The following is a 21769-nucleotide window of genomic DNA, read 5'->3' as shown; positions in this document are numbered from 1 at the left end:
ATAGGCACCTCGAGGTCTATTGGCTTCAGAACGACAGTTTACACCTGTGGTAGGGTTGTGTTTTGCTGCACCGGCGGATCGAAGCTACGCTCATAGCGCGGTCATCCCCCCATCCACCGCCAGCACCTGCCCGGTTACGTAGTCCGAGGCCGGGCTGCACAGGTACAGGGCGGCAGCGGCCAGCTCGCCGGTTTTTCCGATGCGACCCAGCGGTGTGCGCTCGCGCACGAGCTGCTCGGTGCGGGCCAGCAGTTTTTCGGTCATGCGGGTAGGGAAGAACCCCGGCGCCAGGGCGTTCACGCGGATACCAAAGGGCCCCCACTTGACCGCCAGGTCGCGCGTCAGAGCGATGAGCGCACCTTTAGAGGCCGAGTAGGCAGCGGCGTCCATCACCTCACTGGGGCTGCCGGCCAGGCCCGCGACCGAGGCGATGTTGAGGATTTTGCCGTAGCCGCGGGCCTTCATGCCGCGGGCGGCGATCCTCGAGGCCAGAAAAGCCCCGGTTACGTTGATGTCCAGCACCTCGCGGATCTTCTCCACCGGCACTTCCAGGGCGTCCTGGCCCCAGGTCACCCCGGCGGCGTTGACCAGGATGTCCACCGGGCCCACCCGGGCAAAAGCGGCCTCGAGGCTCGCTTCGTCCTGCACGTTGCCCACAATGGGTATCGCATCGGGGATGAGCTTCAGGGCCTCCGCAAAGAAGCTTTCGCGCCGGGCCAGCAGGGCCACCCGGGCCCCGGCCTCGCGCAAGCCGCAGGCAATCTCCAGGCCCAGGCCCCTCGAGCCCCCGGTCACCAGGGCGGTTTTGCCATTCAGGTTGAACTGCTCGAGCACCTTCATACCCGCTCCACCACCATGGCGATGCCCTGTCCCACCCCAATGCACATGGTAGCCAGCCCAAACTGCACCTGGCGGCGCTGCATCTCGTGCACCAGGTTGGTCAGGATGCGGGCCCCCGAGCAGCCCAGGGGGTGGCCGATGGCGATGGCCCCGCCGTTGACGTTCAGCCGCTCGTCCTCGGGCTCGAGGCCCCACTCCTGCAGCACGGCCAGGCTCTGGGCGGCAAAGGCCTCGTTTAGCTCAATCAGGCCGATGTCTTGCAGGGTGAGGCCGGCCCGTTGCAGGGCTTTCTGGGTTGCGGGCACCGGCCCGATGCCCATAATGCGCGGCTCCACCCCCGCCACCGCGATGGCCCGCACCCGGGCCATGGGCTTGAGTCCGTGGGCCTTGGCGTAGGCGTCGGCCACCAGCAAAACGGCTGCGGCCCCGTCGTTGAGCGAAGAAGAGTTACCGGCGGTCACGCTGCCCCCGGCCCGGAAGACCGGTTTGAGCTGGGCCAGGGCCTCGAGGCTGGTGTCGGCCCGGGGGCCCTCGTCGGTTTGCACCAGGGTGGCGTGGCCTTTGCGGTCTTTGACCTCCACCGGCACCAACTGGCTGGCGTAGGCCCCGCTCTGCTGGGCCCGGATGGCCTTTTGGTGCGAGTGCAGGGCAAACCTGTCCTGGGCCTCGCGGCTAATTTTGTACTGCTCGGCCAGGTTTTCGGCGGTCTCGCCCATCGAGTCGGTGCCGTAGAGCTCCTTCATCCGGGGGTTCACCAGCCGCCAGCCCAGGGTGGTGTCGTAGAGGGTGACGTTGCCGGTGGCGAAGCCCTTTTCGGCCTTGGGCATCACCCAGGGCGCGCGGCTCATGCTTTCCACCCCACCCCCCAGGTACACCTGGCCCTCCCCAGCCCAGATGGCCCGGGCGGCGCTGGCTACAGCGTCCAGCCCGCTCCCGCACAGGCGGTTGATGGTGGAGCCGCCCACGCTGATGGGCAGCCCGGCCAGCAGCAAGGACATGCGGGCCACGTTGCGGTTGTCCTCGCCGGCCTGGTTGGCACAGCCCATATACACGTCCTCTACGTCGCTACCGGGGATGCCGGTGCGCTCCAGCAGGGCCTTGAGCGGGATGGCTCCCAGATCGTCGGGGCGCACCGAGGAAAGGGCGCCCCCATGCTTGCCAACCGGTGTGCGAACAGCGTCCAGAATGTAGGCTTCCATGGTCATAAGGTGTTTTATCCTATCGGGGTCGTATCCACAAGCGCCTTTTGCGAACAGGCTAGCCTTCGGCAAAGCGGAAGACCGTGCCGGTAAAGAGGGCTACCACGCGCCCATTGCTGCGAACCTCGATGCGGTAGGTGGCGGTGCGCCGGCCCAGGTTCTCCTCGCTGGCGTGGGCCTCGAGGTGCTCACCGGCCTGCACGGCCTTGAAGTACTGCATCTGGGTGGTGAGGGCCACCGCGGCGGTGCCGTGCGAGTTGGAGGCCAGGGCAAAAGCCGCATCGGCCAGGCTGTACAGGAAGCCGCCGTGGCAGGCCCCGTGGATGTTGAGGTGCTCGGGCTTGACCTGGGCGGCCACCACGGCCCGGCCGGGCTCCACCAGCCGGGTTTCCAGGCCCAAAAGCTGCATATAAGGGTCGGTGAGGGCGTGCATGGTCAGGCTTCGGTCTTGGTGCGGATGCCCAGGTACGACTCGATGACCCGCGGGTCGTGCAGCAGGTCCTGGCCGCGGCCTTCCATCACCAGCTCGCCAGCCTCGAGCACGTACCCCCGGTCGGCCAGCTTGAGGGCCATGCGGGCGTTCTGCTCCACTACCAGGATGGGGGTGCCCTGGGCTTTGAGTTCGCCCAGGATGTGAAAAATCTCCTGCACAATCAGGGGGGCCAGCCCCAGGCTGGGCTCGTCGAGCAGCAGCAGCTTGGGGCGGGCCATCAGGGCCCGCCCAATCGCCAGCATCTGCTGCTCACCCCCGGACATAGTGCCGGCCAGTTGCTTGCGGCGCTCACGCAGGCGGGGGAAGAGGGTATAGACGCGCTCGAGGTCTTCCCGGATGCCTTTCTCGCGGCGCTGGAAGCGGGTAAAGGCCCCCAGCAGCAGGTTGTCCTCTACCTCCATCGAGGCGAAGAGTTCCCGCTTCTCGGGCACCATCACCAGGCCCTGGGCGGCCAGGGCTTCCGGGCTGCGCTGGCCCTGGGCCTGCCCCTGGTAGCGCACCGTGCCGCTGGCGCTTACCAGCCCCACAATCCCCTTGAGGGTGCTGCTCTTGCCGGCCCCGTTGGGGCCGATGAGGGTGATGGCCTCGCCCGTCCCTACGGTGAGGGACAGGTTGCGCACGGCCTCCACGGCCCCGTAGCGCACGGTGAGGTTTTGCACTTCCAGCACGCTCATGCGGCCTCCCCCAGGTAGGCCTCGATCACCCTGGGATTGCGCTGTACTTCGGCGGGGGTGCCTTCGGCCAGCTTTTCCCCATAATGCATCACCACCACCCGGTCTACCAGCCCCATCACCAGATCCATGTCGTGGTCTACCAGAAGCACCGTTACTCCTTCGTTCACCAGCTTGCGAATCAGGGCGGCAAACTGGCGCTTTTCCCCTGCCCGTAACCCTGCCGCCGGCTCGTCCAGGAGCAGTACCTCGGGCCCCGAGGCCAGGGCGCGGGCAATCTCCAGCAGCCTGAGCTGACCGATGGCCAGCCCATCGGCTTTCTGGTGGGCCAGATGGGCCAGACCCACCCGCTCCAGCGCCCGGTAGGCCTCGGCCAGGGCCGCCGCCTCCTCGGCCCGGTTGAGCCCCAGCATGGAGGCCAGCAGGCCCCGCTGGGTGCGGGCGTAGGTGCCCAGGGCGGCGTTTTCCAGCACGGTCATCTCGGGGAAGAGGTGGGGGTGCTGAAAGGTACGGGCAATGCCCAGCCGGTGCACCTCGTAGGGCATCCGGCCTGCGATGGGCTGGCCTTTGAAGCGCACTGTGCCTTTGCTGGGCGCATAGACCGAGGTAATCATGTTGAAGCAGGTGGACTTGCCCGCCCCGTTGGGGCCGATCAGGGCCAGAATCTCGCCCCGCCGAAGCTGGAAGCTGATGCCGTTGACCGCCAGCAGACCGCCAAAGCTTTTGCTCAGATTTTCAACCTCGAGCACCACCTCACCGGGCTTGCCCGCAGCCAGCCGGCCCGGCAGGCCGCTGCCAGTGGGGTTTTGCGGGCGGGCTTTGGGTAGGTAGCGCTCGAGGAAGGGCCACAGCCCCTTGGGGGCGAACATCAGAATGAGCACCAGAATCAGGCCATAGGCGATGATCTCGTAGTTGCCGGTGCGGCCGAAAATGCGCGGCAGCAGGCCCTTAAGCACCTCCTCGAGGCCCGTCACCAACCCCGAGCCCAGAATGACCCCCGGAATGCTGCCCACGCCCCCGGCCACCGCCGCAATCAGGTACTTAATGGAGGCGTCCAGGCTGAAGGGCGTGGGGTTGATAAACTTCTGATAGTGCACGTAGAGCCAGCCGGCCACGCCGGCGTAGATGGCCGAGAGTACGAAGACCTGCAACTTGAGCACCGCCGGGTTTACCCCAAAGCTGGCCGCTGCCACGGCATCTCCTTTGGAAGCCCGCATGGCCCGCCCAACGCGGCTGTTGGTCAGGTTCCAGGCTGTCCAGGCGCCCAGCAGCACAAAAAGCCAGGCCAGGTAAAAGTAGCTTCTGCTGTCGTTCAGGCTCCAGTCCAACACTGAAATTGATGGAACCCCGCGCAGGCCTGTGTGCCCGCCAGTGAGGCCGATCCAGCTCCCCATCACGATGTACAGGGCCATACACCAGGCGATGGTGGAAAGGGGCAGGTAGTGGCCCTTGAGCCGGGCGGTGATGCCGCCCAGCACCACCGCGCCCACCACTGCAGCCAGCACCCCCAGCGGCAGGGTCAGCCAGGGGCTCAAGCCCTGACCGATGGTCAGGAGGGCGCTGGTGTAAGCGGCCAGCCCCATGAAGGCCGCCTGGCCGAAACTGGTCATGCCCGATAGGCCGGTGAGCAGGTACAGCCCCAGCGTAACCAGGGCGCCAAAGGCGATGTAGTTGCCCACCGTCAGATAAAACGAGGATGGGGGTAGCAAGAGCGGCAGCAACAGCAGCAGCCCCACGGCCACCAGGGTGATGGGGGATAGCTGAAGCCGCATCAGTCCTCCTCCCCCAGCTCGTGGCTTTGCAGGCTGCGCCACAAGAGGATGGGCAGCAGCAGAGCGAACACGATGGCGTCCTTATAGGCGCTGGCCTGAAACGAGGCCCAGGACTCCATGGCCCCCACCAGCAGGGCCCCCACCACCGCCAGCGGATAGCTGATAAGGCCGCCCAGAATTCCGGCCACAAAGCCCTTGAGCCCCAGCAAGAAACCCTGGAAGTAGGCCGGGGAGATAAGGGGGGCCAGCAGCATCCCGCTCACACAGGCGATGAGGGTGGCAATGCCAAACGAAACATAGCCAGCCTGGCTGGGGCTGATGCCCAGGAGCCGGGCTCCGTAGCGGTTGACCGCACAGGCCCGCAGGGCTTTGCCGTAGATGCTTTTAGTGAAAAACAGAAACAGGCCCACCATGGCCAGAAGCGCGAAGCCGTAGACCAGGAAGGCCTGGTTGTTCACCGGCACCAGCCCAATGGTGGTCTGCCCCCCCAGGATGGCGGGCAGGCGGAACTGCTCGGGGCCAAAAAACACCAGCCCCAGGCCCATAAAGGCAAAGTGCAGGCCCACCGCAATAATCAGATAGGTAAGCACGCTGGCGTTCTTGGCCGGCTCAAAAAACAGCCGATAGGAGGCCGGGCCAATGGGCAGCACCACCAGGATTGCCAGCAACCAGCCCAGCCACAGCGGTACCCCCTGGGCCCCCCACCAGGCCAGACCCAACACCCCCAGCGCAATCAAAGCCAACAAACCGGCACGTCTGAGATTTGTACGATCTAAAATGGCCCACCAGAGCAGCATGGCTGCCGCCAGCCAGGCTGTTCCAGGGATCTGGCCCTGCAGGTTAAGCCCGCTCACCTCGGCAGGCAAAAACCACACATAGGTGAGTGGGGCATAGACCAAAAACTCGCCCAACGGCACAAGGATGACCCTTGTTACCGCAAAAACCAGCACCAGCGAGAGCGCCAGCAGCGCGTAGATGGTGCCGTTTTGCAGTGCGTCGGCGGTGAGGAAAGATAGGATGGTCCAATCCATAAGAAAAGAGCGGGGGAGGGGGTGGGGAGGTATCGAAATCCTCCCCACCCCCAGGCCCATTACCTGAAGGTGCGCAGAAGCTTCCAGTCTAGCTTGCCGGCAGGCGTCTTAACGACCTCGACCATCACCGCGGCCTCGTTGAAGCGCAGGCCCAGGTGGTCGGTGGGGGACATGTTGAAGATACCGTGGGTACCCACCACGTTGCGGGTGGCCTCGAGCTCGTCGCGCAGCACCCGCCGGAAGGCGGCTAGGTTGGTGGTCTGCTCGCGGCGCAGGGCGCGCTCGAGGGCCGGGCGCAAAATGGCCCAGGCATCGTAGGCGTGGCCGCCAAAGGTGGAGTAGCTGCCGATGCCGAAGCGGGCTTCGTATTGCTGCACATAGCTGGTGGCTACCTGCCGGTTGGGGAAGTTGGGGGGGAGCTGATCGAAGACCAGCACCGGGCCGGCGGGCAGGCGGGTACCTACCACCACATCGCCGCCCACCCGCAGGAAGTCGGGGTTGGCCACGCCGTGGGTCTGGTAGATGAGGCCCCGGTAGCCGCGCTCGCGCAGGGTGCGCTGGGGCAGCACCGGCGCGGTGCCCGAGCCGCCGATCAGAACTGCATCGGGGTTGCGGGACAGGATGCGCAGCACCTGACCGGCCACCGAGGTGTCGGTGCGGGCGAAGCGCTCGGAGGCCACCACCTGGATGCCGGCCTCGCGGGCTGCTGCCTCGAAGGCCCGGGCCCAGCCCTCGCCGTAGGCGTCGTTAAAGCCGATGTAGGCTGCGGTCTTGACCCCGGAAGCGGCCATGTCCCGCACGATGGGCTGGCTCATCTGCTGCTCGGTCTGGGGGGTTTTGAACACCCAGCGCCGCTTTTCATCCACCGGGAAGACGATCTCGAGGTTGGCCGCCAGGGAAATTTTGGGCACACCGGCCTCGGCCACGGGGTCAATCATGCCCAGGCTGGCCGGGGTGGTTGTGGTGCCAATAATGGCCAACACCTGCTCTTCCTGGATCAGCCGCCGGACAGCCCGCACTGCCTGGGTGGTGTCCGAGGCGTCGTCAATAATCACGAACTGCACCGGACGGCCTGCCACCCCGCCCCGGCGGTTGACCTGCTCTTCCAGGAGCACCAGGGTGTTACGCTCGGGGATGCCCAGGCTGGCGGCGGGGCCGGTGGCCGAGACCACCACCCCAATCTTCAGGGGGGCTTGCTGGGCTAAGCCCAGCCCCAGTCCAAGGGCCAGTAGTCCTACCAAAACTCGCTTCATACTGCCTCCTCCTCGCGGGTTTGCAAATCTCCCTTGGCATGTGGGGCCAAGGATAGATTTCCGAAAGTTTCCAGACCTGCGGCCACCATCCGGCGCAGCAAGGGGTGTGGACGGTAGCGATCCTCGCCCAGCTCAGCCTGGAGCCCTTCCAGGGCCCGCAGCACCGGCTTAAGCCAGAGCCGCTCGGCCCACTCCAGGGGCCCCAGCGGGTAGCCCGTGCCCAGCCGCATGGCGCGGTTCAGGTCGGCGGGGCTGGCCACCCCTTCGGCCAGGGCCGAGACGGCCTCGTTGATGAGCAGGGCCAGGATGCGGAATCCTACCCCGCCGGGCTGGTCGGGCAGAAGTAGGGTGTGGTGTCCGTGGGCGCGGAAGTAGGTTTGGGCCAGCTCGAGGGCCTGGTTGGCTCCGCTCAGGGGCGCAAAGAGTTCAACGATGGCCTGTTCCCCGATGGGCGGCACCAGGCTGAAACCTGCCACCGGGCGCCCCCGGAACTCGGCCTGCACGCTGCTGGCCGAGTGTCCCCAGACCAGCGAGACCACCGGCAGATTCTCGAAAAAGTCGTGTTTGCGCTCGAGCTTGACCCGGCAGTCCAGCACAAACCGCGCCTCAGCGGCATTTTCGGTGTGTCGGAAGCGGGCCCGAAGCTCCTGGGCCAGCGGGTTGGGCCCCACAATCAGGGGAAGGGGGGTGTCCTGGGTTTGCACCGGGGGCGGGGCGGGCGGCTTGGGCGGGCCGGGGGGGTAGGTGTACCAGCCCTGGCCGGTTTTACGGCCCAGCATGCCCGCGGCCACCCGCTGGTACTGCAAAGGGTGGGGCCGGTAGCGGGGTTCGCCGTAGAAAGCCTGATAGACCGAGGTGGAGGCGGCATAGTTGACATCGAGCCCGATTAAGTCCATTAGCTCGAAGGGCCCCATGGGGAAGCCCAGGCCGCGCAGAATCCAGTCTATGTGCTCTTTAGCGATACCCTCGCCGTGCAGCCTCAGGGCCTCGCCGTAAAAGGGCCGGGCCACCCGGTTCACCAGGAAGCCGGGGGCATCCACCACCTGTACGGGCTCCTTGCCCCAGCTTTGCATCAGCTCCAGCGCGCGCTCCAGCAGTGTCGGAGCGGTCTGTAGCCCCCCCACCACCTCCACCAGCTTCATGCGCTGGGCGGGGTTGAAGAAATGCAGCCCCAGCACCCGCTCGGGGTGCTTGACCCTGGCGGCGATGGCCGAGATGGAAAAGGTCGAGGTGTTGCTGGCCAGGGTGTTGTTGGGGTTGAGTTCGCCCAGTTTGCCCAGCAGCTCTTGCTTGAGTTCGAGCTGCTCCGGCGCTGCTTCGATAACCCAGGCGGCCTTCGCGCAGTCCTCCAGCGACTGGGTGGGCTGTATGCGGGCCAGAACCTCGTCCACCGTACCTACCAGGCTGCCTTTCTCGGCCAGCTTTTGCAGGTCGGTGCGAATTTCGGCCAGGGCGCGCTCGAGGGCGGCAACGAGGGGGTCGTAGAGCCAGACAGCGTGGCCGGCCAAAGCCGCTACCTCGGCGATGCCCCGGCCCATCGTACCTGCCCCCAGAATCGCCACAGTTTCCTTCACCAAGCCTCCCTTTACCAAACAAACACTTGTTTGTTTACCTTTGTGTTGGGCGTCAGTCTAAACGCAGGCTTTCTTGCTGTCAAGAACGTTGAATCGGGCCTGAGTTCCACCATTTGGGCTATTTCAGGTCAGCCGGTTGGGCGAGGGTGGGCCTCTTCAGATGACGTGCTGCGGTAGCCCCTGTAACTCCGACTCCTGCGGCTGCACCCAACCCCCCTCGAAGGCCTCTAAAAGCGAGCCCTCAAGGAACCAGCTCTTGGGGGTTTTGGCCCCCCACAGGGTCTGGCGGCGGGGGTCGTTCAGGCTCCAGCGGATGGGCTCGAAATCGGGGTCTACCGTGCTGTAGTCGGAGGTATACAGCTCGATGCGGTGGCCGTCGGGGTCGCGCAGGTACAGGAAGAAGGCGTTGGAGACGCCGTGGCGTCCCGGCCCGCGCTCGATGGCCTCGGTTTCTCGGGCCCCGGCCAGAATGTCGCAGGCCCGGATGATGCTCATGGCGTCGGGCATCCAGTAGGCGAAGTGGTGCAGCCGGGGGCCGGTGCCGTTGGTGAGGGCCAGGTCGTGTACGTTGCCCTTGCGGTGAATCCAGGCCGCCCAGATTCGGCCGTCGTCGCCCTCGGTGTACTCCGAGAGGCGGAAGGCCAGCTTATCCATGTACCAGCGGGTCATGGCCTCCACCTGCGGCGTCATCACGTTGATGTGGTCAATGCGCTGGATGCCGGGGCCTTTGTGCAGGTCGTAGCGTTGCAGGAGCCAGGGGTACTTCTGGCTTTCGGCATAGAAGGCCACCGGAACCCCAAAGGGGTCTTGCAGGCGCAGCATTCTGGGCCGATCCTGCTCGCTCTCCCAGCGGTGGGGGAGGCCCAGGGCCTGGGCCAGCTCGGCCAGGAGTTGCAAATCCAGTTCGCCGGCCACCCGGTAGCCCAGATGCTTGACGCCGGGTTCGGGGGCCAGCTCGAGCTTGAGGGTCCACTCGCGGTCCTCGGTACCGCGCAGGTACAGAGCGCTCTGGCTTTCGTGCAGCACGTTCAGGCCAAGTAAATCTACGTAGAAGTGGCGCGAACGCTCCAGATCGGTCACGTAGAACACCCCGTGGCCGATGCGGATGATGTTGGGAGTCTGGGTCATAGTCACCTCGCTTCAGGGCAGTTGCCGGTAGCCCCGGTTCCAGTACAGCAAGGGCCGGGCCCCGCTGCCCAGTGTCACGCGTTCCACCTGCCCCACCACAATCTTGTGAGTTCCCCCCGGATAGACCGCCCAGGTTCGGCAGAAGAGCGTAGCCAGAGCCCCCTCGAGGGCCGGGGGGTCTTCGGCGGTGAGGGGTTCGTAGCCCTCGATGGGGCGCCCGGCAAAGTGGTCGGAGATGTGTTCGTGCCCCTCGGGCAGGAGGTTCACGGAAAACTGCCCCGCGCGCTCCAGAACGGGCCAGAGCTGGGCCGTCTGGTTGATGCAGACCAGGATGAGGGGCGGCTCCAGGCTCACGCTGGTAAAGCTGCTGGCGGTCATGCCTCGAGCCTCCCCCTCAAAGCGGGCGGCAATCACCGTGACCCCACTGGGCCAGTAGCGCATGACCTGGCGGAGCTGGTCTTGCAGGGTGGGTTGGGTGGTTTCCATAGCTGAAAGGGGGCGGCCTTAGTCGCCCGCGACCACCTCCGGCTGGGCCTGGGTTTTCCAGCCCAGATACTGCCGGATGCGCTCTTTGAAGGGCTCTTTGTCGTAGACCGCGTAGAGGGTCTGGTACATGCGCACCGGGTCGCCGAAGAAGAAGCGCTCGTAGAGGGTCTGGCGCGCGCCAAAGCCGCTGGTGGTCATGTCCCAGGCCAGGCGGAAGAGCTGCACGCGCTCTCTGGCCGGCAGGGTGGCCGATTGCAGGAACTTTTCCAGGTAAGGGGCCAGGGGGGAGTTGAAATCGTGTTCGGAGGGTAGGGTGATCAGGCCCGAGGCTGCTATCTGCTGGACGATCTCGTTGATGCGGGGATAAAGCCGGGGATACAGGTTGCGCGCCCCATCCAGGGCCCCCCGATCGGGGCAGACCAGGCCGTATTTGTTGGCTCGGGCGTCCCGCTCGGCCCGGGCCCAGAAACCCTTCATGGCCTCCAGATACACGATAATCTCGGCGATTTTTTCCTGCACGTGGGGGAAGGTGTCGGCCCCGATGGCCTCACCTATCAGGGAAACCAGCCCCAAAAAGGCCTCGGTTTTGGCGTTTTTGAGCACCACCACCTGATGGGCCATGTGCATCAGGGCCCCGGTCTCGGCGTAGGCGGTGTTGCAGCGCTGCAGGTCTTTGTAGATGAAGACCCGCTCCCACGGCACAAACACATCGTCGAAGACCGTGAGGCAGTCCATCTCCTCCAGCCGGCTGCCGAGGGGGTAGTCGAAGCTCGAGTCCCCCACGGCCATGCTTTCGCGGCTGATGAAGTGCAGCCCTGGGGTGTTGGTGGGGATGGCAAAAGCCACCGCGTACTTGTCGGCCCCCGGCCCTTCCTTGAGCAGGGTGGAAGGGAAGACCAGCAGCTCATCGGCGGTGGGCAGGGTGGAGAGCATGCGGGCCCCCCGCACCACGATGCCTTTTTCGTTTTCGCTCACCACCCCCAAAGGGATGTAGGGGTCGGGCTGCTCGAGGTTGCTCTTGGCCCGGTTGACCTGGGGGTTGGTAAGGCAGTGGGTGGTGGCGAGGTCGTTTTCGCGCACGTACTGCACGTAGCGGCGCACGTTGTCGGCATAGGCCCCAAAAAACTCGGCGCTCTGCTCGAAAGCCATCAGCACCGCATTCAGGTAGTCCGGGCAGCGCCCCATCATGCCCAGGTTGACATCGGCCCAGAGCTTGTAGGCCGCGCTGCGCCGGGCCAGGTCTTCCCTGGTTCGGGCCGGTAGCAGGCTCATGGCGTAGCGCTTACCGCCCTCTTCATAGGTCAGGATGTCGCGGTAGCGCGGGTCGTGCTGCATGTCGTACAGCTCGGCCAGGGCGTGGGTGATGCCCTTGAAGACCGGGTGGGTGGTGGGGTCTTCAACCTTCTGGCCCTTGTACCAGAGGTTGGGCGGGTTCTCTCTGAGGGCTTGTAGATACTCCTTGCCGCTGCGTGCCATGGGTGCCTCCTTCACTTCCCAAACTTCGGAATTGCGTGCTCGGTGAGCGGCAGGGCGATGTGCTTCAGCTCGGTGTAGAACTCCAGGCTGTGCTCGCCGCCCTCGCGGTGGGTGCCGCTCATCTTGACCCCGCCAAAGGGGGTGGGCAGGTGCCGCACGTTGTGCGAGTTGATCCAGGTCATACCGGCCTCCAGGTGCAGGGCCAGGCGGTGCGCCTGGGCCACGTCCCGCGTCCAGACGTAGGAGGCCAGGCCGTACTTGGAGTCGTTGGCCTTTTGCAGGGCGTCGGCCTCGTCCTTGAAGGGGATGACGGTCAGGATGGGGCCAAAAATCTCCTCCTGGGCGATGCGGTGGTGGTTTTCGGCCACAAACAGGCCGGGTCGCACATAGTTGCCCTCGGTGCCCACCCGCTCACCGCCGAAGATGTGCTGGGACTCCTGCTTGCCAATTTCCACGTAGCCCAGCACGCGCTGCAGGTGCTCGGGGTGGATCAGGGGGCCCACCTCGGTGTCGGGCTCGAGGGGGTGCCCCACCTTAATCCGGGCGGCCCGTTCGGCCACCCGTTGCACGAACTCTTCGAAGATGCTTTCCTGCACCAGCGCCCGCGAGTTGGCGGTGCAGCGCTCGCCGTTGAAGCTGTAAATCTGGAAGACGGTAGCGTCCAGGGCCCGCTCGAGGTCGGCGTCCTCGAAGATGATGGCGGGGGATTTTCCGCCGAGCTCGAGGGAGAGCCGCTTGAGGTGCTCCGCGCTGTTGCGGGTGATGAGGCTGCCGGTGGTGGTCTCCCCGGTGAAGGCGATTAGGGGGATGTCTGGGTGGCGCACCACCGCGTCGCCGGCCTCCTCGCCGAAGCCCTGTACCACATTGAAGACCCCCGGCGGCAGGTCGGCTTCCTGCATGATTTCCGCCAGCTTCCAGGCGGTCAGGGGCGACCACTCGGCGGGCTTCAAGACCACCGTGTTGCCGAAAGCCAGGGCCGGGGCAATGCGCCAGGTGGAGAGCATCATGGGGGCGTTCCAGGGGGTGATGATGCCGCAAACCCCGACCGGTACGCGGATGCTGTAGTTGAGCCACTCGCCGTCCACCGGGTAGCTGCGCCCGTCCATGGCCCGCTCGGCGTACTCGGCGTAAAAGCTAAAGTTCTCGGCGGCCCGCGCCACCTGGGCCCGCACAATCCGCAGGGCCTGCCCGGCGTCCAGGCACTCCATCACCGCCAGCTCGTCGCCGTGCTTCTCCAGCACCTCGGCAATCTTGAGCAGGTATTTCTTGCGGGTTTTGGCGCTCTGTTTCCACCGGGGAAACGCCGCCTTGGCGGCTTTGGCGGCCTTGTCCACGTCCTCGGCGTGGCCCTTATAGGCGTAGGCCAGCACCTGGTTGTTGGAGGGCTCGAGGCTTTCGAACAGCTCGCCCCGCACCCCCGGCACAAAAACCCCGTTGATGAAGTGCGTTACGGTGTGGGTGGCAATTTTGTTCCGCACCTGCGCGATAAACTCAGGGCGGATGGCCTGGGTTTTTTCCGATACCTTCATAGCACCACCGACCTGTCCCCTTCCTGCGAAATAATCGGCTCGGCCTCCTCGGTCTCCCACTCGATGGGGTTTTCCAGCGCCCCCAGCCCTTCAATCTCCATGCGCATGAGGTCGCCGGGGTGCACCTGGGAGATGCCCTTGGGCGTGCCGGTGAGCAGCACGTCGCCCGGCTCCAGGGTCATGAAGCGGCTGATGAACTCGATAATCTCCGGTATAGAGAAAATCATGCCCTGGGTGGTGGCCTCCTGGCGCAGCTCGTTGTTGACATAGGCCCGCATGCGCAGGTTGTGGGGGTCGGGAATTTCGTCGGCGGTGACGTAGAAGGGCCCCAGCGGGCCGAAGGTGTCCCAGCCCTTGCCCCGGATGGGCGGGCGGAAGGTGTTGGTCACGTAGTCGCGCACCACCAGGTCGTTGGCGATGGTATAGCCCCCCACGTAGTCCAGGGCGTCTTTGGCCTTGACCCGGCGGGCGTGGCGTCCCATAATCACCGCCAGCTCGCACTCGAAGTGCATGAACCGGGCCCCCTGGGGGTAGATGACCGTGCCCTTGTGGGGCAGCAGGCTGGTGTTGGGCTTCCAGAACAAAGCCGGCTCGCTAGGGCGCTTGAGGCCAAACTCGTCGGCGTGTTCGGCAAAGTTCAGGGCCAGGGCGATCACCTTGCCGGGCTCAACCGGGAGCAACCACTGCACCGCATCGGGGTGGTGGGCCTCACCGGCGTGGTCGAGCAGCATCCCGTCCTGGAGATACCCTTCCAGGGTGCGGCCTTTGGAGATAAAGCGTGCGCGTTTCATGAATCACCACAGCAACAGTAGGCTCACACGTACTGCTTGCCCGATGGATCGGGCAGCACTTCACGGCCTTTTTGCTCCGAGGCGATCAGGCCATACGACTCGGCCATGCGGCGCAGCCGGGCCTCGACCTCGGGGGTGGTGGGGCCCAGGGGTTCGCGCCACTCCTTTTCGCACAGGCCCATCCAGGACAGCACGGTTTTGAGGGGGATGGGGTTGGTGTCCCAGAAGACCGCGTCGTTGGCCTCGAGGCCGTAGTAGTGCAGCTCGAGCGCCTCCTTAAACCGGCCGTCCAGGGTGAGCTGGCACATCCGGGCGGTCTCCTTGGGCAGCCAGTTGGCCGTGGCGGCGATGGTGCCCACCGCCCCCACGCACATCATGGGGAAGGTGAGGGCCTCGAGGCCGCAGTACACGTTAAAGTCCCGCCCCACCCTGCGAAGCAGCTCCGAGACGTACTCCACGTCCTTGGAGGAGTGCTTGAGGCCCACCACGTTCTTGAAGTCCCGCCGCAGGCGGGCCACCGTCTCGACCTTAATCTCGACCCCGGCCCGGCCTGGAATGTTGTAGAGCACGATGGGCATCTCCGGCACGGCCTGGGCCACCTGGCCGAAAAACCGGTAGAGCCCCTCCTGGTTGGGCTTGATGTAGTAAGGCGTGATGACCAGCGCCCCCTGCGCCCCCATCTTGTAGGCCGCCTGGGTGATCTCCAGGGTTTCGTCGAGCCGCAGGGTTCCGGTTCCAGCCAGCAGGGGCACACGCCCCCGTATAAACCGCAGGGCCAGCTCGATCAGGTACTTGCGCTCCTCTACGCTGAGGGTGCCCGGCTCGCCGGTGGTGCCGCCCACGCTCAGGGCGTGGGAGCCCGCTTCGATCTGCCGCTCGATGAGCCGCTCGAGCGCGGCTTCGTCTATTGCACCGTTCTTGAACGGTGTCACCAGGGGTACGATGCTGCCTTTGAACTCGACCATTGCGCTCCTTTACTGATATGTGAGCCAGGCTATAAAAAGCGTCTGAGTTAGTTAATATATTAAGTAAAACCACAATTGTACTTTGAAACCCAAGGTACAATTGTCCCGAGTAAAGATATGTCGCTTCCCGCACCCAAAGACCCCTCCAATCGGCTGCTGCGCGACCTTACCCACTCGCTGCCTATGGCCCTGTTACGCACCCGCGAGGCGGTGGTGCAGCGGTTCCGCACCGTACTCAGCCGGCATGGCCTCACCGAGCAACAGTGGCGTATTTTGCGGGCGCTGGATGGGCACGAAGGGCTGGAGATATCCCTGCTGGCCGAGCAGTGCCGGATTCTTTTGCCCAGCATGACCGGCATCTTGCGGCGCATGGAACAGCGGGGCCTGGTGCGCCGCTATGCCAACCAGGCCGATGGCCGCAGCATTCGGGTGCGCCTGACCGAGACCGCGCAGGCCCTGGTGGAAGAGATCAAGCCCGAGGTGGTGGGGGTTTACGCCGAGATTGAGCGCATTCTGGGTAAGGGCAAGCTGGAACAGCTCTACGCCCTGCTCGAGGAGCTGGAAGCTGGATTGCTCGAGGGCAAAGACACAACATAGCGCCGTGAACTGGACTAAAGCACGCCTGTTCCCACCTTTTGTTCCAGTAACGCCTTAAGCCCGACCTCGTCCAGAATGGGGACGCCTAGCTCCTTGGCTTTCGTTAGCTTGGAGCCTGCACCCGGCCCGGCCACCACGTAGCTGGTTTTCTTGCTTACAGAGCCCGAAATTTTGCCCCCGTGGGCCTCGAGCCGCCGCGCCACTTCTTCTCTGGGTAAGGACAGCTCGCCGGTTAGCACGAAAGTGAGGCCCTCGAGGGCGTGGCTTTGCTGCTTTTCCCTGGCCTCGAACACTACACCCGCGGCCCGCAGGCGCTCGATGAAGCGGCGCATCTGTGGCCTGGCTAGGGCCTGGTGGATGGCCTGGGCGGTGGTCTCGGCAATGTCCGGCACAGCATCCAGGTCTTCTACTGTGGCCTTGAGGATATTGTCGAGGTGCCCAAAACGCTTGGCCAGGGCACGGGCTGTGGCCTCGCCCACCTGTGGAATGCCCAAGGCAAAGAGCAATCGCTCCAAGCCCCGGCTTTTGCTGGCCTCTATCTGCTCGATAAGGTTTTGGGCACTTTTGTCCCCCATGCGCTCGAGTCTGGCGATGTCCTCCTTTTTTAGGTTGTACAGGTCGGCAGCATCCCGCACCAGACCGGCTTCCAGGAGTTGCTCAATCAGCTTCTCGCCCAGGCCCTGGATATCCATGGCCCTACGGCTGGCAAAATGCCGGATGGACTCAAAGGCTTTAGCCGGGCATAGGGGGTTGGGGCAGAGGTGAATTTTGCCCGATAGCTCGAGGGCTGTACCACACTCGGGGCAGTGGCTGGGCCACTCTACAGGTGCATCACCCCTGGGGGCCTCGGTGACCACCCGCAACACCTCGGGAATCACCCCGCCCGACTTGTGCACCAGCACGGTATCCCCGATGCGCAGGCCCAACTCCTGCACGTAACTTTCGTTGTGCAGGGTGACCCTGCTCACGGTAGATCCGTCCAGGGAGACCGGCTCGAGCTCGGCCACCGGCGTGATCCGGCCGGTGCGCCCTACCTGAAAGATCACCTGCAGCACACGTGTCGTCTTCTCTTCGGCGGGGAACTTGTAGGCAATGGCAAAGCGAGGGGTTTTTGCGGTGTAGCCTAGTTCGTTCCATAGGGACAGATTATTAAGTTTGACCGTCACACCATCGGCTTCAAATGGCAGGGTTCTGCGCTCTGCCAGCATGGCCTGATAACCTTGCTCGATGCCTTCCACCCCCTGCACAACCCGGTAATGCGGCTCTACTGAGAAACCAAGCTGGCCCAGCTTTTGTAGTAACTCCAGCTGGGTTTTTACCCCCAGGTTTTCCGGTTTTCCCAGACCGTAAAACAAACCCCGCAACCCCCGGCTGGCACTGATTCTGGGGTCTTTTTGTCGCAGGCTGCCCGCTGCGGCATTGCGTGGGTTTTTGAAGGGTGGCTCTCCTTCCTCCTCGAGCTGCGCGTTCAACTCTAAAAAAGTCTGGATGGGTAGGTAAATCTCCCCCCGCACCTCGAGGTCGAGGGGTTTCGGTAGCCGCCTGGGGATGTCGGGAATCGCCAGCAGATTTGGTGTTACGTCCTCGCCAGTCTGTCCGTCACCACGGGTGAGCCCCTGGCGAAACACCCCATCTTCGTAGATGAGGTTGACTGACAGCCCATCAATCTTGTACTCGAGCACATATTCATGCGACTCTTCACGGCCTAGGAAGCGGTTGATGCTGGCCTCGAAGTCGGCGATATCGGTTTTGGAAAAGGCATTCCCCAGCGAGTACATGCGGGTGGGGTGGGGTACAGGGGTGAAGGGGGTCTCGAGGATGGCGCTTCCCACGGTTTGTGTGGGCGAATCGGGGGTAACGAGTTCGGGATGGGCCTCCTCCAGCTCTTTTAGCTCGCGCATCAATCGGTCGTACTCGGCATCGGAAATCTCGGGTTTGTCCAGCACGTAGTAACGGTAATTGTGGTAACGAATCAGCTCCCGCAATTCCGCGATTCGCTGCTTGGGTGTAGACATGCCAAGATGCTAACAGCTAAGGGGTCGACTGCAAACCACTTTTCGCCTGCTCGGTTGGCCTTAAGGATGCTTCATCCTTTTGTCAAGCCCCTTTCAAGCCTCATGTCTTGTGCTCTATAATGCCTGAGGCTAACAGCCAGTTAAGCACTTGTGGTGCGCACAAGTGAAATGGAGGCGAATCACATGAAGAAACTCGTAGTGCTCGGTGTTGCCGTAGCGACCGCGCTAGGCCTGGGCCTGGCCCAGGAGATTCGCGTGGGCATGGCTTTCGATGCAGGTGGTAAGAACGACCGCAGCTTCAACCAGTCCACGTTCGAAGGGGCCCAACGGGCAGCCAAGGAGCTTGGCGTAAAGGTCTTCGACTTTGAGCCCGGCGACCCCGGTCAGGTGGGCCAGGGTATCCGCCGCTTTGCGGAGGAAGGTTTTGACCTAATTGTGGGTGTGGGCTTTGCCAACGAACCCTCAATTACCAAGAATGCCCAGGAGTTCAAAGACGTTAAGTTTGCTGTAATTGACTCGGTGCCTTGCGAGGGCAAGTGCCCCAATGCAGTGGGCCTGGTTTTCCGGGAGCACGAGGGCAGCTACCTGGTTGGCTACATTGCAGGCCGCATGACCAACACTGGTGTTGTGGGCTTTGTGGGGGGCATGGACATCCCTCTGATTCACAAGTTTGAGCAGGGCTACCGGGCCGGGGCGATTGCAGGTATGCGTGAGCGGGGCATCTCCAACCCCCGCGTGCTCATCAACTACGTGGGTAACACCCCTGCTGCCTGGAACGATCCCGGTAAAGCCAAGGAAATTGCCACCGCACAGGCTAAACAGGGCGCCGACATCATCTATGCCGCTGCTGGTGCATCGGGCCTGGGCGTGCTGGACTATGTCAAGCAGCAGAAGTGCTTGAAGCAAAACGAGCTGCCCTCGGGCGTGCGCTTTATCTCCAATAACGGTTCTAATGTGCCGCGCTATGCCGCTTACAACCAGTCCTGCCCGGCAGCGACCACCCGCCCCATGTTCATGATTGGCGTGGATGCCAACCAAAACTACCTGGGTGACACTGACAACAACCCCAACACCCTCAACCACGTGCTCACCTCCATGCTCAAGCGCGTAGATGTTGCTACCTACGATGTCATCAAGTCGGTCAAGGATGGCACCTTCAAGGGTGGGGTGCGCGAGTTTGGCCTGAACAACAACGGTGTGGGCTTTGCCCTCGACGAGTACAATAAGGCCCTGATCCCGCAGGCCGTTATCAACCGACTGGCGGTTTTGCGCAGCCAGATCATCTCCGGCGCCATCAAGGTGCCCGATAAGCGTTAAGCTCTGCTTTTCTACAAGCGCCCAGGGGTTTTCCTTTGGGCGCTATTTTGCTCGAGGTGTTGGGGTTATAGCTTGTATGATTGTGAGCATGGATATTTCTGTTTCCGACTCTAAGACCTCCGCAAAGGGTGCGGTGGCTCTCGAGCTCAAGAACATCACCAAACGCTATCCCCTGGTGTTAGCAAATGACCGTATTTCCCTCGATGTTCGCTGGGGTGAGGTGTTGGCAGTGGTAGGGGAGAACGGGGCGGGGAAGTCTACCCTGATGAAAATTGTGTATGGTCTGGTCAAGCCCGACCAGGGTGAGATATGGATCAACGGCCAGAAGGTAAACATTACCGAGCCGGGCGATGCCATTGCCCAGGGGATCGGGATGGTGCACCAGCACTTTATGCTGGTAGACCCCTTTACAGTGCTGGAGAATGTGATTCTGGGTTCTGAGCCCACGCAGGGGGGACAGCTCAACCTGGCTCAGGCCCGGGCCGAGGTCGAGGCTTTGATGAGGGACCTCGAGTTCGATCTGCCGCTAGATACGCCGGTAGAGGAGCTGCCAGTGGGCTTGCAGCAACGGGTAGAGATCCTCAAGGCGCTTTACCGCAAGGCCAAAATTCTTATTCTGGACGAGCCAACCGCCGTACTAACCCCGCAGGAGGCCGATGAACTGTTCGACTTCCTGCACCGCTACGTGGAGCAAGGCAATGCGGTAATTTTTATCAGCCACAAGCTTGCCGAGGTCATCAAGCTCTCCCACCGTGTGACGGTCATTCGCGACGGGAGGGTGGTGGGTACTGTGAATACACCCGAAACCAGCGTAAACGAGCTGGCCCGTATGATGGTAGGTCGCGAGGTTATTCTTTCGGTAGACAAGTCGGAGGCTAAGCCTGCCGAGGCTGTGCTGGAGGTCAGCGACCTACGAATCCCCGGAAAAGACAAAAAACACCGGCTTAACGGGGTGTCATTTCAGGTGCGGGCGGGTGAGATTGTGGGCATTGCGGGCGTTGAGGGCAACGGCCAGACCGAGCTAGTAGAGGCTATTACTGGACTTCGACCCTTCGAGGGAACCATCCTGTACCACGGCCAGGCCCTCAAGCCCAGTGCCCGCACAGTACGCGAATGGGGGGTCTCGCATATCCCCGAAGACCGCAACGCCAGAGGGCTGGTGCTGGACTTCACCACCCGCGAGAACCTGATTCTGGGTGACCATTACCGACCGCCCTACGCAGGTTTTCTGGGTTTTCTGAATGCGGATCAAATGGAAGCCCATGCACAGGAGGTGGTCGAGACCTACGATGTCCGGCCCCGCAGTACCGAGTTGGCGGCCCGTCGCTACTCGGGGGGTAATGCGCAGAAAATTATCGTGGGGCGAGAGCTAAGCCGAAAGCCCAAGGTGTTGGTTGCTGCTCAACCTACCCGCGGGGTGGACATTGGGGCCATTGAGTTTATTCACGAGAACATTGTAAAAGCCAGGGATGCGGGTATGGCCGTTCTACTGGTCTCCGCCGACCTCAACGAGGTGCGCTCGCTTTCCGACCGCATTTTGGTGATGTTCGAAGGGCGCATCATGGGTGAACTTAAGCCCACTGAAGCTACAGAAGAAAAATTAGGGCTTTTGATGGCAGGCATCACCCTTAGCGCCGCTCAAGGTTCCTGAAACTCCCCCTGCACCCCCTCTAGCACCACCACATCGCCGCTATCAAGGTGGTACAGAACTTTGGTGCCCTGCACGAAGCCATCCTTATTCTGGCTGCGTACCGGCTTGTCCTTCCTACCGTACAGGTAGGCGATACGATCTTTCTCACGTACCACCGCGCTTTCTGCTGTGGAGGTGCGGCCATCCTGCACCAGCTTAATCTCGCCGAATAGGCGCAGAATTTCGTCGTCTACGTTATAGATCATGCGTTGGGCGCTGCCCTGCAAGGGCTTTTCTCCGGTACGCTCGAGCTCGATAGGCCCCGTTACTCGCGCGTCGCCGCTCTGATTATCGTAGTCGAGGCGGCTGCCCCAGGCCTTGCTCTTGCCTTGCTGAACTTCAACCGCCCTCGGTGCTGGTTTGAGCTCAAGCTCGAGGCGATCCTCTTCCTCGATGTACCTAGCAGTGCCCCCGGTCATGAACACAAAATCGTTCACTTCGCGGATTTGCTCCACTCGGGCAATGGCCCCGAAGGCCCTGGCATCCTCACCAAAGGTAATCTGGACACGATAGGGGGGTGGATCGGCAAAAAGCGAACGGCTAAGGGAGGGGCCTTCGGGCTTACCGCCAATCTGCACGTCAAAGGCCCTGAGGCTGCCATCGTTCTGCTCGGCAGCCTCGAGTCGAACCTGCTGGCCCACCTTCAAGTCGGTAAACTGTACCGGTTTACCCTCGAGCCAGAAACGGGTCAGTGTATCAGTGGTAAATTCTCGCGCGCCCAGGCGAAGGGACTTCTTTTCGGCGTCCAATGCTGTGATAACCCCGCCATACAGGTCGCGCAGCTCGATGATGGCCGGGGGATTATCCGGCCCGGTTTTGACCACCACAATTTTCTTGCCCCGCCGCTCGATCTCGGCAGTGGTCTGAAACGAGGGCTCGGGCTCCTGCTGGGCTATGGCTACCAGCAACAGCCCCAGAAGCAACCAAAACCAGCGCATGGCG

Annotated in this window: 19 protein-coding genes; 3 read left to right on the top strand and 16 right to left on the bottom strand. The window is 63.2% G+C overall.

Translation table 11 applies throughout. From position 1 onward, the window contains the following. Positions 1-90: 90 nt before the first annotated feature. The 14 genes from Q0X18_RS07010 to hpaI all read right to left on the bottom strand — a co-directional run bounded on the left by Q0X18_RS07010 (position 91) and on the right by hpaI (position 15208). Positions 91-840, bottom strand: a complete 750-nt coding sequence (locus Q0X18_RS07010) for an SDR family oxidoreductase (RefSeq protein ID WP_297560265.1) — start codon at positions 838-840, stop codon at positions 91-93. Then, positions 837-2045 (bottom strand): 3-oxoadipyl-CoA thiolase, encoded by a 1209-nt coding sequence (gene pcaF / locus Q0X18_RS07005; protein WP_297560263.1) that lies wholly within the window; start codon positions 2043-2045, stop codon positions 837-839. Before pcaF ends, Q0X18_RS07010 begins: the two co-directional genes overlap by 4 nt. A 52-nt stretch (positions 2046-2097) precedes the next feature. After that, positions 2098-2472, bottom strand: a complete 375-nt coding sequence (paaI, locus tag Q0X18_RS07000) for a hydroxyphenylacetyl-CoA thioesterase PaaI (protein WP_297560261.1) — start codon at positions 2470-2472, stop codon at positions 2098-2100. Between the two features lie 2 nt (positions 2473-2474). Then, the gene (locus Q0X18_RS06995; protein WP_297560258.1) at positions 2475-3206 is read right to left on the bottom strand and encodes an ABC transporter ATP-binding protein; all 732 of its coding nucleotides are present in this window, start codon (positions 3204-3206) and stop codon (positions 2475-2477) included. Continuing rightward, positions 3203-4975 carry an ATP-binding cassette domain-containing protein gene (locus tag Q0X18_RS06990; RefSeq protein ID WP_297560256.1) on the bottom strand — a complete coding sequence of 591 codons (1773 nt, stop codon included), beginning with the start codon at positions 4973-4975 and terminating at the stop codon, positions 3203-3205. Before Q0X18_RS06990 ends, Q0X18_RS06995 begins: the two co-directional genes overlap by 4 nt. After that, positions 4975-6006 (bottom strand): branched-chain amino acid ABC transporter permease, encoded by a 1032-nt coding sequence (locus tag Q0X18_RS06985; protein WP_297560254.1) that lies wholly within the window; start codon positions 6004-6006, stop codon positions 4975-4977. Before Q0X18_RS06985 ends, Q0X18_RS06990 begins: the two co-directional genes overlap by 1 nt. A 59-nt stretch (positions 6007-6065) precedes the next feature. Beyond that, positions 6066-7259, bottom strand: a complete 1194-nt coding sequence (locus Q0X18_RS06980; RefSeq protein WP_297560252.1) for an ABC transporter substrate-binding protein — start codon at positions 7257-7259, stop codon at positions 6066-6068. Then, positions 7256-8833: a 3-hydroxyacyl-CoA dehydrogenase NAD-binding domain-containing protein gene (locus Q0X18_RS06975; protein WP_297560250.1), complete on the bottom strand. Its 1578-nt coding sequence runs from the start codon at positions 8831-8833 to the stop codon at positions 7256-7258. The genes Q0X18_RS06980 and Q0X18_RS06975 overlap by 4 nt, the downstream gene beginning before the upstream one ends. Before the next feature lie 156 nt (positions 8834-8989). Beyond that, positions 8990-9961 carry a 3,4-dihydroxyphenylacetate 2,3-dioxygenase gene (hpaD, locus tag Q0X18_RS06970; protein WP_297560248.1) on the bottom strand — a complete coding sequence of 324 codons (972 nt, stop codon included), beginning with the start codon at positions 9959-9961 and terminating at the stop codon, positions 8990-8992. 12 nt (positions 9962-9973) lie between these two features. After that, the gene (gene hpaC, locus Q0X18_RS06965; RefSeq protein ID WP_297563033.1) at positions 9974-10426 is read right to left on the bottom strand and encodes a 4-hydroxyphenylacetate 3-monooxygenase reductase subunit; all 453 of its coding nucleotides are present in this window, start codon (positions 10424-10426) and stop codon (positions 9974-9976) included. Positions 10427-10465: 39 nt separating this feature from the next. After that, on the bottom strand, positions 10466-11923 hold the full coding sequence (hpaB, locus tag Q0X18_RS06960) for a 4-hydroxyphenylacetate 3-monooxygenase, oxygenase component (protein WP_297560245.1): 1458 nt from the start codon (positions 11921-11923) through the stop codon (positions 10466-10468). 11 nt (positions 11924-11934) lie between these two features. After that, positions 11935-13452 (bottom strand): 5-carboxymethyl-2-hydroxymuconate semialdehyde dehydrogenase, encoded by a 1518-nt coding sequence (hpaE, locus tag Q0X18_RS06955; protein WP_297560243.1) that lies wholly within the window; start codon positions 13450-13452, stop codon positions 11935-11937. Next, entirely contained in the window at positions 13449-14243 is a 795-nt protein-coding gene (locus Q0X18_RS06950) for a fumarylacetoacetate hydrolase family protein (RefSeq protein ID WP_297560241.1), read from the bottom strand. The genes hpaE and Q0X18_RS06950 overlap by 4 nt, the downstream gene beginning before the upstream one ends. 23 nt (positions 14244-14266) lie before the next feature. Continuing rightward, on the bottom strand, positions 14267-15208 hold the full coding sequence (hpaI, locus tag Q0X18_RS06945) for a 2,4-dihydroxyhept-2-ene-1,7-dioic acid aldolase (RefSeq protein WP_297560239.1): 942 nt from the start codon (positions 15206-15208) through the stop codon (positions 14267-14269). A gap of 117 nt (positions 15209-15325) precedes the next feature. Between hpaI and hpaR the strand changes: the two genes are divergently transcribed. Then, entirely contained in the window at positions 15326-15805 is a 480-nt protein-coding gene (gene hpaR, locus Q0X18_RS06940) for a homoprotocatechuate degradation operon regulator HpaR (RefSeq protein WP_297560236.1), read from the top strand. A gap of 14 nt (positions 15806-15819) precedes the next feature. On the opposite strand, the gene ligA is transcribed toward hpaR, so the two are convergent. Next, the gene (gene ligA, locus Q0X18_RS06935) at positions 15820-17820 is read right to left on the bottom strand and encodes an NAD-dependent DNA ligase LigA (RefSeq protein ID WP_297560233.1); all 2001 of its coding nucleotides are present in this window, start codon (positions 17818-17820) and stop codon (positions 15820-15822) included. A 183-nt stretch (positions 17821-18003) separates the two neighbouring features. Between ligA and Q0X18_RS06930 the strand changes: the two genes are divergently transcribed. Together Q0X18_RS06930 and Q0X18_RS06925 are read left to right on the top strand one after the other, a co-directional pair. Beyond that, entirely contained in the window at positions 18004-19137 is a 1134-nt protein-coding gene (locus Q0X18_RS06930) for a BMP family protein (protein WP_297560231.1), read from the top strand. Between the two features lie 88 nt (positions 19138-19225). Continuing rightward, a complete protein-coding gene (locus tag Q0X18_RS06925) occupies positions 19226-20788 on the top strand; it encodes an ABC transporter ATP-binding protein (RefSeq protein WP_297560228.1) in 1563 nt (520 codons plus the stop codon). Here Q0X18_RS06925 and Q0X18_RS06920 read toward each other — a convergent pair. Further along, positions 20776-21765, bottom strand: a complete 990-nt coding sequence (locus Q0X18_RS06920) for a DUF5666 domain-containing protein (protein ID WP_297560225.1) — start codon at positions 21763-21765, stop codon at positions 20776-20778. The two genes, Q0X18_RS06925 and Q0X18_RS06920, sit on opposite strands and share 13 nt — an antisense overlap. Positions 21766-21769 lie beyond the last annotated feature (4 nt).

Origin of the sequence: Meiothermus sp. (assembly GCF_026004075.1) — a bacterium.
Taxonomy (GTDB): Bacteria; Deinococcota; Deinococci; order Deinococcales; family Thermaceae; genus Meiothermus.
This window is presented reverse-complemented; position numbering and strand designations above follow the sequence as displayed.

Coding starts and splice junctions, on each gene's coding strand:
- hpaD (WP_297560248.1), bottom strand. CDS start 9,961: ATGACCCAGACTCCCAACATCATCCGCATCGGCCACGGGGTGTTCTAC.
- paaI (WP_297560261.1), bottom strand. CDS start 2,472: ATGCACGCCCTCACCGACCCTTATATGCAGCTTTTGGGCCTGGAAACC.
- hpaR (WP_297560236.1), top strand. CDS start 15,326: ATGTCGCTTCCCGCACCCAAAGACCCCTCCAATCGGCTGCTGCGCGAC.
- hpaE (WP_297560243.1), bottom strand. CDS start 13,452: ATGAAGGTATCGGAAAAAACCCAGGCCATCCGCCCTGAGTTTATCGCG.
- Q0X18_RS07010 (WP_297560265.1), bottom strand. CDS start 840: ATGAAGGTGCTCGAGCAGTTCAACCTGAATGGCAAAACCGCCCTGGTG.
- pcaF (WP_297560263.1), bottom strand. CDS start 2,045: ATGACCATGGAAGCCTACATTCTGGACGCTGTTCGCACACCGGTTGGC.
- Q0X18_RS06990 (WP_297560256.1), bottom strand. CDS start 4,975: ATGCGGCTTCAGCTATCCCCCATCACCCTGGTGGCCGTGGGGCTGCTG.
- ligA (WP_297560233.1), bottom strand. CDS start 17,820: ATGTCTACACCCAAGCAGCGAATCGCGGAATTGCGGGAGCTGATTCGT.
- Q0X18_RS06980 (WP_297560252.1), bottom strand. CDS start 7,259: ATGAAGCGAGTTTTGGTAGGACTACTGGCCCTTGGACTGGGGCTGGGC.
- Q0X18_RS06995 (WP_297560258.1), bottom strand. CDS start 3,206: ATGAGCGTGCTGGAAGTGCAAAACCTCACCGTGCGCTACGGGGCCGTG.
- Q0X18_RS06985 (WP_297560254.1), bottom strand. CDS start 6,006: ATGGATTGGACCATCCTATCTTTCCTCACCGCCGACGCACTGCAAAAC.
- hpaI (WP_297560239.1), bottom strand. CDS start 15,208: ATGGTCGAGTTCAAAGGCAGCATCGTACCCCTGGTGACACCGTTCAAG.
- hpaB (WP_297560245.1), bottom strand. CDS start 11,923: ATGGCACGCAGCGGCAAGGAGTATCTACAAGCCCTCAGAGAGAACCCG.
- Q0X18_RS06930 (WP_297560231.1), top strand. CDS start 18,004: ATGAAGAAACTCGTAGTGCTCGGTGTTGCCGTAGCGACCGCGCTAGGC.
- Q0X18_RS06950 (WP_297560241.1), bottom strand. CDS start 14,243: ATGAAACGCGCACGCTTTATCTCCAAAGGCCGCACCCTGGAAGGGTAT.
- Q0X18_RS06920 (WP_297560225.1), bottom strand. CDS start 21,765: ATGCGCTGGTTTTGGTTGCTTCTGGGGCTGTTGCTGGTAGCCATAGCC.
- Q0X18_RS06925 (WP_297560228.1), top strand. CDS start 19,226: ATGGATATTTCTGTTTCCGACTCTAAGACCTCCGCAAAGGGTGCGGTG.